The sequence below is a fragment of the Streptomyces sp. NPDC054770 genome (assembly GCF_053611985.1).
Genome location: NZ_JBSHBL010000006.1, coordinates 221,197 through 236,795, shown reverse-complemented (window position 1 = coordinate 236,795; position 15,599 = coordinate 221,197). Strand labels below are relative to the sequence as shown.

The following is a 15,599-nucleotide window of genomic DNA, read 5'->3' as shown; positions in this document are numbered from 1 at the left end:
CCCCGCGCCCCTGAGCCCCTTCAGGGGCGCGGGGAACTGCGCGACCAGCCCCCACCGGCCCGCAGCCGAATGACGACCCAGACCTAACCCTCGTACTTCCGGTACGACGGGTCCAGGTCCCGCACCTCGGCGGAGACGTGCAGGGTAATCCCGTCCGTCGGCGTCACATGGCCGCGGACCAACTCCAGTACAGCCTCCGTGAGCTTCGCCTTCGTCTCCTCGGTGCGTCCGACGAGCAGCGCGATGGTCACATGCACGAGGGCGTCGCTCTGGTCCATGGTGTTGTATCCGTATGCGGAGTACCCGTCCCGGAACATGGTCTTGCAGGCCTCCGGCCTGGCTGCGGCGATCTCGACGACCGTCTCGTGCAGTGCCCGTACGAAACCGTTCGTGTCGAAGGCGTCCTCGTCGGTCAGCACAGCGGTGTAGTCGACGGTGATCTGCGGCATGAGCACTCCTGTTCTGCGGCGGCTGGGGTTCAGCCTAGTTCGCCAGGCTCAGCGCCAGCAGGGCGACGTCGTCCTCGCGGTCCTGGCCGAAGCTGGCCAGGAGGGTGTCGCACAGGGCCTCCAGGCCGGGCAGGGCGCCGCCGGCGGCTGCGCGGAGGTGTTCCATCGAGACCGAGAGGTCGGTGCCACGGGTCTCGATCAGGCCGTCGGTGACCATGAGGAGCCGGTCGGTGGGGGCGAGGACCAGCTCGGTGGGCGGCGGGTGCGGCAGGCCCACCCCGAGCAGCGGACCGGACGCCTTGACGTACTCGGCGCTGCCGTCGTCGCCGAGTACCAGCGGCGGGATGTGGCCCGCGTTGGCGACGCGGGTGCGTCCGGTCTTCGGGTCGATCAGGGCCAGGCAGACGGTGGCCGTGACATCGGCGTGGTAGTGCTGGAGCAGCCGGTCGAGCCGCTCGGCGAGGGCGGCCGGGTCGCTCTCCGTGAGGCAGTAGGCGCGCAGCGCGTGCCGGAGTTCGACCATGACGGTGGCCGCGTCCAGCGAGTGCCCCACGACGTCCCCGACCGCGGTGAGCACGCCGTCGCCGACCCGCAGCGCGGCATAGAAGTCGCCGCCGATCTCGGTCTCCCGGGAGGCGGGTTCGTAGCGCACCGCTATGTCGACGCCCGGCAGTTCGGGCAGCTGGTGCGGGCGGGGCAGGAAGCTGTGCTGGAGGGTGAGGGCGACATGCCGCTCCACCTGGTACATGAGCAGGGGTTCGGCGGCGAGCGCGGTGGCCTGGGCCAGCTGGGCCAGCAGCGCCTCGCCCTCGGGGCTGACCCGGCGCAGCCCGCGGGTGGGCGTGGCCAGGCAGACCGGTGCCTTGCCGTCCTGGGTGAGGACCAGCGCCAGCCGGGCGTCGTGCTGCACGCCGGGCCGGAAGAACCCGGCGGGCCACAGCGGCGCCGGCACGGTGGTGATCTGCACCCCGGACTGCCCTCGGGTGAGCCGCCGCAGCAGGTCGCGTACGGTCCGGTGGGCGTCCTCGTCGGGCAGCACGAGGGAGGTGCGCTCCCGGTACAGGCCGCGGTACAGCTCGTCGTCCTGGTCGAGGACGAAGACGGCGGCGGGGCAGCCGAGGAGCCGGGCGGCGCCGTCCGCCGCGGCGTCGGCGAGTTCGGGCAGCGAGCGGGCCGCCTGGATGGTGACGATGGTCTCCGACAGCAGCTTCAGCCGCCGTACCAGTGCCTGGTCGTCGGCGCGCAGCCGGGCGGCGCGCACCGCGGACCGGACCGCGGCCTCGATGTCCTCCGGCTCGGCGGGCACCGTCAGATAGGCCTCGGCCCCCGAGTCCAGCCCCGGGCAGCGGTCCTCGGGTACGACGGAGAGCCCGGAGAAGTGCACGACGGGCAGGCCGGCCATGTGCGGCCGCTCCTTGAGCCGGCGGCACAGCTCGAAGCCGCTCATGTCCGGCAGGTGCACGTCGATGAGGGCTACGTCGGGCAGACTGCCCTTGCGCCGCCGTACGTCGAGTTCGCTGAGCGCCTCGCGGCCGCCGGTGACCGCGACGACCTCGTGACCGGCCCGGCGCAGTACGGTGCCGATCGCGTAGCGGCTCGCGGCCGTGGCGTCCACGACGAGCACGGTCGTGTCTGTCAGCTTGCCGTTGACGTCCATTCTCCCAGCCTCTGGACAACACCGGTGGGGCAGAACCCGGTGCCGGGCCTGCCCCACCGTCGTAAGGCCGCGGTCACGTGGTCCGGGAGAACACCGCCACCGTGCGCCCCGGAACCTCGAACGTACCCGTTTCCCGTTCGTACGATGCCGACTTGACGACGGAGTCGGTGCCGGAGGCCTGCACCGGGTGCAGCCGGTAACCGGTTCCGGCCAGTGTGCCCACGCGTTGCTCCTGCCGCTGGGGGCTCGCGTTGAACACGACGACCAGGTTGCCCAGTTCCATGGTGATCACCCCGGGCGTCTCGTCCTTGCCGGACAGCGGGAAGGAGAGCTTCGACTGCACCTGCGCGGCCGTGCCCAGCGAGAACGCCTTCTCGGTCGTCCGGATCTTCAGCAGGTCCTGGTAGGCGGCCGACGCCCCGTCGATCTGCGGGCACCCGACTTTCACCGAGGTCAGCAGCGGCTTGGCGTAGGACCACTTGGACTGGTTGTCGGCGGCGGTCGGCAGTCCGCGGCCGAAGCCGTTGCCGTCGGCGCAGTTCCAGTGGATGGCGTTGAACCAGTCACCGCTGTCGAAGGAGTTGCGGTCCAGGGACTTGGAGCGCAGCAGGTCGGTGCCGGCCTGGGAGAGCGAAGGACCCTGCGAGAGGGCGGCCGTGGCCATCGCCAGGACCTGCATCCGGGCCCGGTCGGACGCGGAGGTGCCGGCCGGCAGTTTGTACGTCAGCGCGTCGAACAACGTCTCGTTGTCGTGCGCGTCGACATAGGCGAGGGCGTCGCCGGGCGCGTCGGCGTATCCGGCGGGCGAGCCGTTGTAGTCGATCCCGGCGCCGGTGACCTCCTTGCCGTCGGTGTCGGTGAACTCGTACTTGGCGAGGTTGCCGGTCAGGCCGACCTTGATCAGGTCCTGGTAGTGCAGGAGACGGGCCTTCTGCTCGGCCTCGGTGCCGTTGGCCGTGGACGAGTTGGGGTCGGTGTACAGGCCGGACGCGAAGCCCTGGATGCCCGGGTCGTCGTCGAAGGGGCTGCCGCCGCGCACGGCGTCCCGGGCCCGGTCGGAGAAGGTCGCGATGCCCGTCCCGGCCATGTTCTGCTGCGTGGCCTGGACGAACCGGGCGTCGTCGGCGACCTCGCCGAAGTTCCAGCCCTCGCCGTACAGGATGATCTTCTTGCCGTCGACGCCGTCCTTCTTCGGGGTCAGCGCGTCGAGCGCCTTGCGGACGGCGAGGATGTTGGCCTTCGGATGGTGGCCCATCAGGTCGAAGCGGAAGCCGTCGACCTTGTACTCCTTCGCCCAGGTGACGATCGAGTCCACCACCAGCTTGCCCATCATGGCGTTCTCGGGCGCGGTGTTGGCACAGCAGGTGCTGTTGGCGACGCTGCCGTCGGCGAGCAGCCGCTGGTAGTAGCCGGGCACGATCTGGTCGAGGACGGAGGTGTCCGCCTCTCCGCTCGCCGCCGTGTGGTTGTAGACGACGTCCATGACGACCCGCAGCCCGTCGTCGTTGAGCGACTTGACCATCTTCCGGAACTGGACCGTACGGGCGGTGCCGTCCGGGTCGGTGGCGTAGGAGCCCTCGGGGACCGTGAAGTGGTACGGGTCGTAACCCCAGTTGTAGGCGTCGGTGGCGGCGGTCTTCGCCACGCACGCCTGCTGCTGGTCGGAGTCGGCCGGGTAGGAGGCGAGATCGCAGTCCGGGCTCGACTGGCCGGTCTTCTTCTCGGGGACGGTGGCGAAGTCGAACGCCGGGAGCAGATGGACGTACGAAGTCCCGGACTTCGCAAGGGCCTTGAGGTGCCTGGAGCCGTCGCTGTCCTTGTCGGTGAACGCGAGGTACGTGCCGCGCTCCGCCGCCGGGACGGTGGAGTCCGCCGCCGAGAAGTCCCGGACGTGCAGCTCCTGGATCTGCGCGTCCTTCATCGGGACGGCCTTGGGCTTGGTGTACGTCGACCAGCCGCCCGGGGCGAGGTCCCGGTCGTCCAGGTCGACGACGAGACTGCGCTCCGAGTCGGCGGTGAGGGCGACCGAGTAGGGGTCGGTGACCTTGTTGGTGACGACCTTCTGGACGCTGGGCGCCCAGACCTTCACGACGTACCGGTAGGGCTTGTTCTTCCAGGACCCGGGGCCGGTGACGGACCAGACGCCGGTGGCGGCGTCGCGGTGCATGGCCACGGTGGAACCGTCGAGTTCGAGGGCGACGGACTGCGCGGTCGGGGCCCAGACGGAGAGGGTCGGCTTGCCGTGGTGGAAGACCGGGCCGAGGTCCGCGGTCGTGGCCTTGGCGTACACGTCGTCGAGCACCCCGGCGATCTGCACGCCGGTCGCGGCCAGCACCGCCCCGTTGGCGGCGCGCTGGGAGGCGACGAGCTGCCCGCCGAGCGCCTGGCGCACCCGGCCCCGGTCGCGCGGGTCGACCGACCAGGCCGTGTAGTCCTTCAGATACGGGAACTTGGCCTGCTGCGCGTCGGTGAGGGTGGTCTTCGTCAGCCGCAGCCACCGCTCGTCGTCGCTCGTCAGGGTCCCGTCCTTGACGGCGATCGAACCGTCGCGGGAGTAGACCAGCTGGGTGGAGACCGCGCCGTCGACGCCGTCCCAGGCGACCGTGTTCCGGTCGATCCAGACCGCCTTGGAGGTGGACAGGTCGAGCGCGGCGGCGCTGCCGGCGGGCTGCGGCAGCAGGTACTTCTCCTGGCCGTTCAGCAGCCACACCTCGTAGCCGCTGGACTTGAGGTCGAGGGACTGGTCGGCGGCGAGGTCCTTCTCGTCGCCCTTGTGGATGATGTAGCTGAGGCTGGTGGCACCCTCCGTGAGCGGCACCTCGAAGACCGCGCCGTAGGCATCGGTCCGCACCGGCTTCAGCGGGCTCGACCAGTCGGTGGGGGTGGCGGCACCCGTCCAGACGTGCAGGCCCCAGCCGTCGTAGTCGCCGTCGGCGCGGTGGTAGTGGATGACCGCCTTGGTGGTGTCCTGCGCGGGGTAGTCGGGCCTTGTCGTGAGTACGTCCGCCTTCCCCTGCTCGATCCAGACCTCGCCCGTCTTCGTGACGTCGATGGAGCGGTCGGCGGAGACGTCCTTGTCGCCGTCCTTGTCGACGACGAGGAAGCCGACGTTCGTGGCGCCGGGCTTCAGTTTGACGTAGGCGAAGGCGCCGTACGCGTCGCGGCCGGTGAAGGGGTGACCGGCCGGCCAGGTGGTCGCCTCGCCGTCGGCGAGGTCGCCCCAGGCGTACAGGCCCCAGTCGGCGTAGTCGCCGTCGGTGCGCTTGTAGTGGACGACCACGTAGTCGCGCGAGGAGGCGGTGGGGGTCTCGGCGGCGGGCGGGGTGCCGCTGGTGCTCGCGGCCAGGGCACTGGAGGTGCGCCCGGCGGAGTCGACGACGACCGCCTTGTAGCGCAGGGCGGTGCCGGCCGGGACGTCCCCGGCGAGGGTCTGGGTGACCTTGTAGGGGGCGTGGTCGGCGGAGCCCAGGGTGGTCCACCTGCCGTTGCCGGCCTGGGCGGCGAAGACGACCCGGTTCAGCTGTCCGCCGGTGACGTCGGCGGTGAGGTCGACGGTGCCGGTGGCACCGGCGGCGGGGGCCTGGAGGGTGATCGTCGGTGCGGTGGCCGGCTCGGCGAGGGGGCCGGTGGCCTTGTAGACGACGGCGGACTCGGCGGGGACGGTGACGGTCACCTGGTCGGCGTCGTCCGAGGTGACGGCGGAGTCGGTGCCGTAGACCGCCCGGTAGCGCATGCCGGCGGACCCGGTGGCGAAGCTCGCGGTCTTCGCCGTGGCCGCGTTGTTGAGGGCGACGACGTACTCCTGGCCGGTCCGGGCGTCCGTCCGGGTGAACGCGTAGACGCCGGCGCCGTCGGCCGCGTAGCGCTCGGTCTGGACGCCGTCGGCGAGGGCGGGGTTGGCCGCGCGCAGCTTGGAGAGAGCACTGATCTGCTTGTAGAGCGGCGCACTCGTGTCGTACGAGTCACTGGCGGCGGTCCGGTCGGTCCCGATCTCGTCGTCGTCCAGGTAGTCGGCGACCTTGGACGCGAACATCGTCTGGCGGGCGTCCTTGTCCCCGCCGGACCCGGTGAAGCCCTGCTCGTCGCCGTAGTAGACGACCGGGTTGCCCCGGCTGAGGAACATCACCTCGTTGGCGAGCCTGTCCTTGGCGAGCAGTTCGGCGTCCGTGGCCTTCGGGTTGTCCTGCTCCAGGAAGTACCCGATCCGGCCCATGTCGTGGTTGCCGAGGAAGGTGACCTGTTCGTAGGCGTTCGCCTTGTCGGTCGTGTACTTGTAGTCGTCGCCGAAGACGCTCGCCAGCTTCTGTGCGCTGCCGCCCTGGGAGGCGTAGGACCGGGCCGCGTCCTGGAAGGGGAAGTCGAGGGTCGCGTCGAGGCGGCCCTGGGTGACGTACGGCGAGGTGACGGAGGTGTCGGCGGAGTACGTCTCGCCGAACATGAAGAAGTTCTCACGGCCGTGCTGCGCCGCGTACTTGTCCAGGGCGGTCGCCCACTGGGTCCAGAACTCCATGTTCACGTTCTTGACGGTGTCGATCCGGAAGCCGTCGATGGCGTAGTCCTTCACCCACCGCTCGTAGATCTTCTCCATGCCGCTGACGACCTCGGGCCGTTCGGTCCACAGGTCGTCGAGCCCCGAGAAGTCGCCGTAGGTCGCGGACTCGCCGGCGAACGTCGAGTCGCCCCGGTTGTGGTACATCGTCGGGTCGTTGAGCCACGACGGCACCTTGCTGTCGCTGGTCACGGTCGGCGTGCGCGGGAAGGAGGCGGTGGAGACGGCCGGGAACCTCTTCTTCCCGTCCGCGTAGTCGGCGTCGTCGAAGGGCTGCCCGTCCTTGGTCAGGTAGGGGAAGGCACCTTTGGAGAGGTAGTCGTACGACTTCTCCTCGTAGTCGACGACGTCGGCGGTGTGGTTGGTGATGACGTCGAAGAAGACCTTCATCCCCTTGGCGTGCGCCTTGGAGATCAGGGTCGCCAGGTCCTTGTTGGTCCCGAAGTGCGGGTCGACCTGGGTGAAGTCGGTGATCCAGTAACCGTGGTAGCCGGCCGAGGCGTTGCTCCCCGTCCCCTGCACGGGCCTGTTCTTGAAGATCGGCGCCATCCAGATGGCGGTGGTGCCGAGCCCCTTGATGTAGTCGAGCCGCTTGGTCAGCCCCTTGAGGTCGCCGCCCTGGTAGAAGCCCTTGTCGGTGGGGTCGTAGCCGGTGGAGAGCCGGGAGCCGGTGAGGCCGCCCTTGTCATTCTTCTTGTCCCCGTTGGCGAAACGGTCCGGCATGACGAAGTAGAACTGTTCCCGGGTGTCGTCGTGCCGGGCGGGCTCGGCGGCGAGCTTCGCGTCGGAGGGCGGGGCGGGCGGGGCCGCGGCATGTGCGGCGAGGGGCTGCACGAGCGCGAGGGCGAGGGCGGCGACGGCGACGGCCGCGACCCGTCTGACATGTATCACCGGCATGAACTCCTAGCGATAGCTGCTCTCTTGGGTCCGACCCCGCGCGACCGTATCGCTAACGAAAGGTTTACAGCAAGAGGCTTGAAACTCACAGCAAGAACTTTCACGAGGCGTATTGACGCGATGTCTCAACTGCCGCACTCTCACGGGTTGTTGAAACCTGCCCCTCTCGCTTCGGAGCCGCACATGACCAGACACCGACCCCCGGGCGTCTTCCGACGCACGGCCGGCGCAGTCGCCGCGGGCGCCCTGGCGCTCGCGGGTGTGATCGCCCTGCCGGCCACCTCCGCACAGGCGGACACCACCGCCAAGGGCGATGTGATCGCCAACCTGTGGGAATGGAACTGGAACTCGGTCGCGTCCGAGTGCACCGACATCCTCGGCCCGGCCGGTTACGGCGCGGTACAGGTCGCCCCGCCCTCCGAGTCCCTCAAGCAGTCCAGCTACTACTGGTGGGACGTCTACCAGCCGTACTCGTACACCCTGAACAGCCGCTTCGGGACGGCGACGCAGTTCGCGTCGATGATCTCCGCCTGCCACGCGGCGGGGGTGAAGGTCTACACGGACGCGGTCATCAACCACACGGCCGCGCAGACGGGCACGGGGTACGACGGCACCACCCTCACCAACAAGTACGACACCCCGGACTGGGATCCGAGCGACTACCACACCTCCGCGGACTGCCCGACCTCCGATCTGACCATCCAGGACTACTCGAATCTCACCCAGGTCCAGAACTGCGAGCTGCTGGGCCTGCCCGACCTCAAGACCGGCGCGGACAACGTCCGTTCGGGTCTCGCGGCCTTCCTCAACAAGCAGATCGCCCTGGGCGTCGACGGCTTCCGCGTCGACTCGGCCAAGCACATCCCGGCCACCGACATGGCGGCCATCGTCGCCAAGCTGAACACCACGACGTCCGGTGCGGCGCCGTACGTCTTCGACGAGGTCTACCCGGGCTCGACCCCGCAGCCCAGTGACTACTACGGCTCCGGCGACGTCCTGGACTTCACCTACGCGAGCAAGATGAAGTCGGCCTTCCAGGGCAATGTCTCGGACCTGGAGTCGCTGTCCTCGTCCGGCATCCTGCCCGCCGCCAACTCCGTGTCCTTCGTGACCAACCACGACACCGAGCGCAACGGCCTGGACATGAGCTACAAGGACGGCGACAGCTACCGGCTCGCCAACCTCTTCCAGCTCGCCTACAAGTGGTCGACGCCGACCGTCTACACCAGCTGGCAGTGGACCCAGAGCGACCAGGCACCGCCGAACTCCGCCGGCTTCGTCACCGACACCGACTGCTCCAGCGGCTGGAACTGCCTCGACCGCGACACCGCCGTCGTCGGCATGGTCGCCTGGCACAACGCGACCGGCAGCGCCGCCGTCTCCGACTGGTCGACCAAGTCGTCCTCCGTCATCGGCTTCGGCCGCAGCGGCGCCGGCTTCTTCGCCGTCAACAACGGCTCGTCGTCGGCCACCTACACCTTCGCGACGGGCATGGCCGACGGCACGTACTCGGACGTCATCGACGGCGGCGGCACCAAGGTCACCGTCTCCGGCGGCAACGCGAGCATCACGATCCCCGCGAAGGACGCCGTCGCCTTCTACAACGCGTCCTACACCTGCACGGTCGGCTGCGACGACGGCGGCAGCGGCGGGGGCTCCACCTCCACGGTGACCGCGACCTTCGACGAGTACGCGCCCACCACGACCGGCACCAACATCTACGTCGTCGGCTCCATCGACGCCCTGGGCTCCTGGGACACCTCGAAGGCGATCCAGCTCTCGTCCTCCGGATACCCGGTCTGGTCGGGTGCGGTGAACGTGCCGATCAACACGTCCTTCACGTACAAATACATAAAGAAGGACAGCTCAGGCAATGTGACCTGGGAGTCCAACGCCAACAGGTCGGCCACGAGCGCGACTTCGGCGCTCTCCCTCGACAACTCCTGGAACGTGGCGGACACCGACGCCACCGACGTCACCTTCAACGAGTACGCCACCACCGACTACGGCACCAACGTCTACGTCGTCGGCTCCATCGCCTCCCTCGGCTCCTGGAACACCAGCGACGCGATCCCGCTGTCGTCGGAGTCGTACCCGACGTGGAGCAGGCTGGCGATCGTCCCGAAGAGCACGGCCTTCACCTACAAGTACATCAAGGAGGACAGCTCAGGGAACGTGACGTGGGAGTCCGGCACGAACCGTTCGTACACGACCGGCACCTCCTCCGGCTACACGACGAGCGACAGCTGGAAGTAGGTCCGGAAGCAGGTCCGGAAAGATTTCGCGGCTCGGCGCGAACAAATCAGCGAAGTCGTGCATCGAACCTCGTGTACAGCACCAGAGGACGGCACGGGGCGCACACCGCGCCCCGTGCCTCAGGACACGAGTGGAGCGCCGTCGCCGTGAACGAAGACCTGAGCACCTACAGCACCGACACCTCCGGTACCGCTGGCAGGCACCGCGCCCGCCGCGGCTTCAGCCGCGCCAAGGTCGCCGGGGCCGCGGCCGCCCTCGCCGGTCTGGGCCTCGTCTGGGCGGGCACCGCCAATGCCGCGACCCCGAGCACCGCCAAGGCCACGCCGACCTGCTCCGCCGCCGCCCTCAAGGCCACCTTCGGCAAGCAGCTCGCCGGCGGGATGAACCACCAGGGCGTCGTCATCAACCTGCGCAACCTCAGCGGCAAGACCTGTGCGCTGCGCGGCTACCCCGGCCTGGGGCTGGAGAACTCCAAGCACAAGGCGATCAAGACCCACACGCACTGGGGCAACACCTGGTACGCCAAGGACCCGGGCAAGAAGACCCTCACCCTCAAGGACGGCGAGAGCGCCGAGGCCGTCGTCGCCTGGACCCACGTCAACACGGGCACCTCGGGCGCGGTGCACGCCTCCTTCCTGGAGATCACGCCGCCGGCCTCCACCCAGCACAAGACGCTGGCCTTCCCGAACTGGGTCGACCACGCCGACCTCTCCGTCACCGCCCTGGCCAAGCACATCAACGTCACGCCGTGACCTGAGCGGGTCCGGCAGCGCCCCGAAGGGGCGCGGGGAACTGCGCGACAAGCCACGACGGCGCCGCAGACGGCATAGTGCGGCACTTCGCGGACCGCTCAGGCCCGGGCGCCGCCGTCCACCCTCAGTACCGTGCCCGTCACGTAGGAGGCGCGGTCGCTGAGGAGCCAGGCGGCGGCCTCGGCGATCTCGTGGGGGTCGGCCGTGCGGCCCAAGGGGGTCGTGGACCTCATGCGGTCGATGACGCCGGGGGTGGCCTCGTCCCAGGCGCGGACCATCTCGGTGAGCGTGCCGCCGGGGGCGATGGCGTTGACGCGGATGCCCTCGGGGCCGTAGGTGACGGCGGCCGACTCGGTGAGGCTGTTGACGGCCCGTTTCAGGGCGCCGTAGACCGGCAGGACGGGGTTGGCGCCCAGGCTGCCGACGGACGAGTTGTTGACGATCGCGCCGGTGCCGGCGGTGGCCCGGATGGCGGCGATCTCGGCGGTCATGGCGAGCCAGACGCTCTTGAGGTCGACGTTGGTGATGTGGTCGAAGTCGGCCTCGGGAAGTTCGTCCATGGGGCCGGGGTGCTGGGCGACCGCTCCGTTGTTGAAGGCGAGGTCCAGGCGGCCGTGGACCTCCACCGTGCGGTCCACCGCGGCGCGGACGCTCGCCGGGTCGGCCAGGTCGCAGACCGTGTAGTCCGCGGTGCCACCTGCCGCGCGGATCTCCTCGGTGACCGTCTTGAGCTGGTCCTCCGTGCGGGCCGCCAGCAGTACCCGGGCGCCCTCGCGGGCGAATAGCCGGGCGGCCGCCGCGCCGATCCCGCGCCCGGCTCCGCTGATGAACGCGACCTTGCCGGTCAGCAGACCGGGATTCACTGTGTTCTCCATGCCTTCGAGCCTGCGTCCGGGCGCCCGGCCTCATCCAGGCACCGGCGGTACCTGGATGGGGTCGGGCGCCCGGCACACACTGGAGGGGTGGACAGGCAAGAACTGGCGGCTTTCCTGCGCAGCCGACGTGAGCGGATCTCCCCTGCCGAGGTCGGGCTGCCGCACGGTCCGCGCCGCCGGACGCCGGGGCTGCGGCGCGAGGAGGTGGCGCAGCTGGCGTTCATCTCGGCGGAGTACTACACGCGGCTGGAGCAGGCCCGGGGGCCGCGCCCGTCGCGTGAGGTGCTGGGCGGGCTGGCGCGGGCGCTGCGGCTGTCCGACGCCGAGCGTGGGCATCTCCACCATCTCGCCGGAGCGCCGCCGGGCCCGCCGCCCGGGCCCTCCCGCGAGGTACGGCAGAGCCTGCTCGACCTGCTGCACCGGCTTCCGCAGGCCGCCGCCTTCGTGACCTCCGCGACCTTCGAGGTGCTGGCCTGGAACGATCTGGCGGCCGCCCTCATGGAGGACTTCTCCGCGCTGACCCCGCGCGATCGCAATCTCATGCGCCGCGCCTTCCTCACCCCGCGCCCGGCGGGCACCAGGCTGTACGGGGTGTCGGACGTGGACGCCTTCGCCCGGCTCTCGGCGCAGCGCCTGCGGGCCGCGGCGGGCCGTTACCCCGACTCGCCCGAGGTGACCGGGCTGGTGGCCGAACTCCTCGCCGGGAGCGAGGAGTTCAGGCGGCTGTGGGAGTCGCACGACGTGTCCGCCGAGCCCACCCTGTGCAAGACCTTCCAGCACCCGGTGGTGGGCCCGGTCACCGTCAACTGCGACGCCCTCGACATCACCGACCGGGACCAGCAGGTCGTGATCTACACCGCGACCCCCGGCTCACCGTCCGAGGAGGCGCTGCGGCTGCTGTCGGTGATCGGCACCCAGCGCATGGACCCTCAGCAGGTGGACTTCCCGACGTAGATCGCGAGGGCGGTGTTGCTGCCGAGGGTGGCGGTGAACTGCCCGGAGCCGTTCACGGTCACGCTCGTGTTGTTCTGCACGTTGCAGTACGTCCCCGCCGGCAGTGACGTCTGGTACGTCCGCGACAGCGAACCCGACTCGTGGTTGATGGCGACATAGCCCTTCGCACCCCGCCCGAAGGCGATCGCGTCGGCGCCGTCGTCCCACCAGTTCGTCATCGACTCGCCGTGCACCGCGTTGCGGAAGGCGACCATGCGGATGATCTCCGGCCAGGCGTGCTGGCACTTCCAGCCGTCCTGCCAGCAGGCATTGACGACACCGTTGTCGGGCGGCCCGGCATCGGCGTCCGACCATTCGTAACCGGAGTTGATGTCCGGGGCACCGTACGGGTAGGCGAGCATGAAGACGTTGGCCAGGGTGTAGTTGGCGCCGTCCTTGTAGTTGAGCGTGCTGCCGTTGCGCTCGGTGTCGTGGTTGTCGACGAAGACCCCGGCGACCGAGCTGCTCAGGTACCCCCAGCCCTCCCCGTAGTTCTTCAGGTAGGCGAGGTTCTCGTCGTTGAAGACACGCTTGAGGTCGTAGGCGTAACGGAACTCCTGGACGTCGCCGTTGCCGGTGTACTCGGTGGGCTGGACGGCCTCGCCGGCGCCGTAGATGACCTCCTGCTTCCAGTACACGGACGGGTTGGTCAGCCGGGTCTTGATGTTGGCGAGGTCCTCGGCGGGGATGTGCTTGGCCGCGTCGATGCGGAAACCGTCGACGCCGAGGCTGAGCAGGTCGTTCATATAGCCCGCGATGGTCTTGCGGACGTACTCCTCACCCGTGTCCAGGTCGGCGAGACCGACGAGTTCGCAGTGCTGGACGTTCCAGCGGTCGGCGTAGTTGGAGACGAGGGAGGTGCAGTCGTCGAAGTCGTAGGAGGAGTACAGCCCTGGATAGTCGTACTTCGTGTACGACGAGCCGCCGGTGCCGGTGCCGCTGCCCGCCGACATGTGGTTGATGACGGTGTCGACGACCACCTTCACACCGGCCGAGTGGCAGGTGTTCACCATGTTCTGGAAGGACGTGCGGTCGCCGAGCCGGCCCGCGATCTTGTACGACACCGGTTGGTACGACGTCCACCACTGCGAGCCCTGTATGTGCTCGGCGGGCGGGGAGACCTGGACGTATCCGTAGCCGGCGGGGCCGAGGGTGTTGGTGCACTCCTTGGCGACCGAGCCGTAGTTCCACTCGAAGAGGACGGCGGTGACGTCCTTGGTGCCCGGCGGGGAGGCCGACGCGACGGACGGGGTCATGACAAGGGCGACCGCCGCGAGAGCGACGGCCCCGGAGAGGGCTCTGCGGGCCATGTGGGGGCTCCTTCACCGTTGAAGGCGCTTGCTGAAATATTGCAGCAAACTTGCGGTGACGCAGATGTTAAAGGCCCGCTGCCTGAAATGGCAGCGGGCCGTGTGAAGTTGATGCAAGAACTTTCAGCCGGGCGTCAGGCCGTCGTGAACCACACGGTCGTGTCGGCCGGCACCTTGGTCTCGCCGTCCGCCTCGGTCACCTCACCGCTGCCGAGCAGCACCCGGCCGTACGCCGGCGTGGTGACGGACTCGCCGTTCGTGTTCGCGACGCACACGAACTCCCCGCGCCGGAAGGCGAGTACGCCCTCCGGTGCGCGCAGCCACTCGACCGCGTCCCCGGCGCCCAGGTCGGGCTGCGCCCGGCGGATGCCCAGCGCGGTGCGGTACAGCTCCAGCGTCGAACCGGCCACCCCGGTCTGCGCCTCCACGCTCAACTCGCCCCAGTCCGCGGGCTGCGGCAGCCAACTGTCCCCGCCGCCGAAGCCGTACGACGACCCCTCCCGCGTCCACGGGATCGGCACCCGGCAGCCGTCGCGGAAACCGTCCTGGCCGGCGCCGCGGAAGTACGCGGGGTCCTGGCGGACCTCGTCGGGCAGGTCCACGACGTCCGGGAGGCCCAGCTCCTCGCCCTGGTAGATGTACGCGGAGCCGGGCAGCGCGAGCATGAGGAGGGTGGCCGCCCTGGCCCGGCGCAGGCCGAGCGCCCGGTCCCCCGCCGTGCGGATCTGGGTCCCCAGTCCCGGCGGGTTGGCGAAGCGGGTGGCGTGCCGGGTGACGTCGTGGTTGGACAGCACCCAGGTGGCGGGGGCGCCGACCGGACGCATCGCCTCCAGGGTGCGGTCGATGACCACGCGGAGCTCGGCGGCGTCCCATTCCGTGCTCAGGTACTGGAAGTTGAACGCCTGGTGGAGCTCGTCCGGGCGGACGTAGTTCGCGGTGCGCTCGACCGTCGGGGTCCAGGCCTCGGCGACGAAGATGCGCTCACCGGCGTACTCGTCGAGGACGTGCCGCCACTGCCGGTAGACCTCGTGGACGCCGTCCTGGTCGAAGAACGGCATGACATCGTTGCCCAGCAGCTTCAGCTGGTCGCCGCCGCCCAGGTCCGGCAGCCCCTCCGCCTTCACCAGCCCGTGGGCGACGTCGATACGGAAGCCGTCCACGCCCATGTCCAGCCAGAACCGCAGGATCGAGCGGAACTCGTCGCCCACGGCCGGATGTTCCCAGTTGAAGTCGGGCTGCTCGGGGGCGAAGAGGTGCAGGTACCACTCGCCGTCCGCCACCCGGGTCCAGGCCGGTCCGCCGAAGATGGACTCCCAGTCGTTGGGCGGGAGTTCGCCGTTCTCGCCCTTGCCCGGACGGAAGTGGTAGCGGTCGCGCGACGGCGAGCCGGGGCCCTCGGCCAGCGCCCGCTTGAACCACTCGTGCTGGTCGGAGGAGTGGTTGGGCACCAGGTCGACGATGATCCGCAGCCCCAGCCCGTGCGCGTCACGGATCAGCGCGTCCGCGTCCAGCAGGTTGCCGAACATGGGGTCCACGGCCCGGTAGTCGGCGACGTCGTAGCCGGCGTCGGCCTGCGGCGAGGCGTAGAACGGGCTGAGCCACACGGCGTCGACACCGAGGTCACGCAGGTACGGGAGTCTGGCCCGCACACCCTCCAGATCACCCATCCCGTCGCCGTTGCTGTCGGCGAAGCTGCGCGGATAGACCTGGTAGATCACCGCGTCCCGCCACCAGTCGCGGCGACGGGCGACGGTGGCGATGGCGGGGGCCGGTGCGGCGGATTGCTGCTGGCTCATGGCGTCCTTGATGCGTCGTAACAGGGTCATCGGGTCGGAGGTGGGTGTTGAGGCGGCCGTGGTCA

The 15,599-nt window shown here is 69.6% G+C and carries 9 protein-coding genes; 3 read left to right on the top strand and 6 right to left on the bottom strand.

Annotated features, from left to right (window positions below):
- Window positions 1-83 precede the first annotated feature (83 nt).
- The 3 genes from ACWGKQ_RS08965 to pulA all read right to left on the bottom strand — a co-directional run bounded on the left by ACWGKQ_RS08965 (window position 84) and on the right by pulA (window position 7,546).
- Window positions 84-449 (bottom strand): 5-carboxymethyl-2-hydroxymuconate Delta-isomerase, encoded by a 366-nt coding sequence (locus tag ACWGKQ_RS08965; protein WP_453291198.1) that lies wholly within the window; start codon window positions 447-449, stop codon window positions 84-86.
- A gap of 34 nt (window positions 450-483) precedes the next feature.
- Window positions 484-2,106, bottom strand: coding sequence for a SpoIIE family protein phosphatase (locus tag ACWGKQ_RS08960; protein WP_453291197.1), 1,623 nt, complete (start codon window positions 2,104-2,106; stop codon window positions 484-486).
- A gap of 73 nt (window positions 2,107-2,179) precedes the next feature.
- Window positions 2,180-7,546, bottom strand: coding sequence for a pullulanase-type alpha-1,6-glucosidase (gene pulA, locus ACWGKQ_RS08955; RefSeq protein ID WP_453291196.1), 5,367 nt, complete (start codon window positions 7,544-7,546; stop codon window positions 2,180-2,182).
- 189 nt (window positions 7,547-7,735) lie between these two features.
- Here pulA and ACWGKQ_RS08950 point away from each other — a divergent pair, with 189 nt between their 5' ends.
- Both ACWGKQ_RS08950 and ACWGKQ_RS08945 read left to right on the top strand, forming a co-directional pair.
- A complete protein-coding gene (locus ACWGKQ_RS08950) occupies window positions 7,736-9,808 on the top strand; it encodes a carbohydrate-binding module family 20 domain-containing protein (protein ID WP_453291195.1) in 2,073 nt (690 codons plus the stop codon).
- Window positions 9,809-9,954: 146 nt separating this feature from the next.
- Complete coding sequence (locus tag ACWGKQ_RS08945) at window positions 9,955-10,560, top strand: DUF4232 domain-containing protein (RefSeq protein WP_453291194.1); 606 nt, start codon at window positions 9,955-9,957, stop codon at window positions 10,558-10,560.
- Window positions 10,561-10,658: 98 nt separating this feature from the next.
- On the opposite strand, the gene ACWGKQ_RS08940 is transcribed toward ACWGKQ_RS08945, so the two are convergent.
- Window positions 10,659-11,435, bottom strand: coding sequence for an SDR family NAD(P)-dependent oxidoreductase (locus tag ACWGKQ_RS08940; RefSeq protein WP_453291193.1), 777 nt, complete (start codon window positions 11,433-11,435; stop codon window positions 10,659-10,661).
- Between the two features lie 87 nt (window positions 11,436-11,522).
- Between ACWGKQ_RS08940 and ACWGKQ_RS08935 the strand changes: the two genes are divergently transcribed.
- Window positions 11,523-12,389 (top strand): helix-turn-helix transcriptional regulator, encoded by an 867-nt coding sequence (locus ACWGKQ_RS08935; RefSeq protein WP_453291192.1) that lies wholly within the window; start codon window positions 11,523-11,525, stop codon window positions 12,387-12,389.
- Here the strand turns inward: ACWGKQ_RS08935 and ACWGKQ_RS08930 are convergent.
- Window positions 12,365-13,738, bottom strand: coding sequence for an alpha-amylase (locus tag ACWGKQ_RS08930; RefSeq protein ID WP_453291191.1), 1,374 nt, complete (start codon window positions 13,736-13,738; stop codon window positions 12,365-12,367). The two genes, ACWGKQ_RS08935 and ACWGKQ_RS08930, sit on opposite strands and share 25 nt — an antisense overlap.
- A 134-nt stretch (window positions 13,739-13,872) precedes the next feature.
- The gene (locus ACWGKQ_RS08925; protein WP_453291190.1) at window positions 13,873-15,534 is read right to left on the bottom strand and encodes a glycoside hydrolase family 13 protein; all 1,662 of its coding nucleotides are present in this window, start codon (window positions 15,532-15,534) and stop codon (window positions 13,873-13,875) included.
- Window positions 15,535-15,599: the final 65 nt, after the last annotated feature.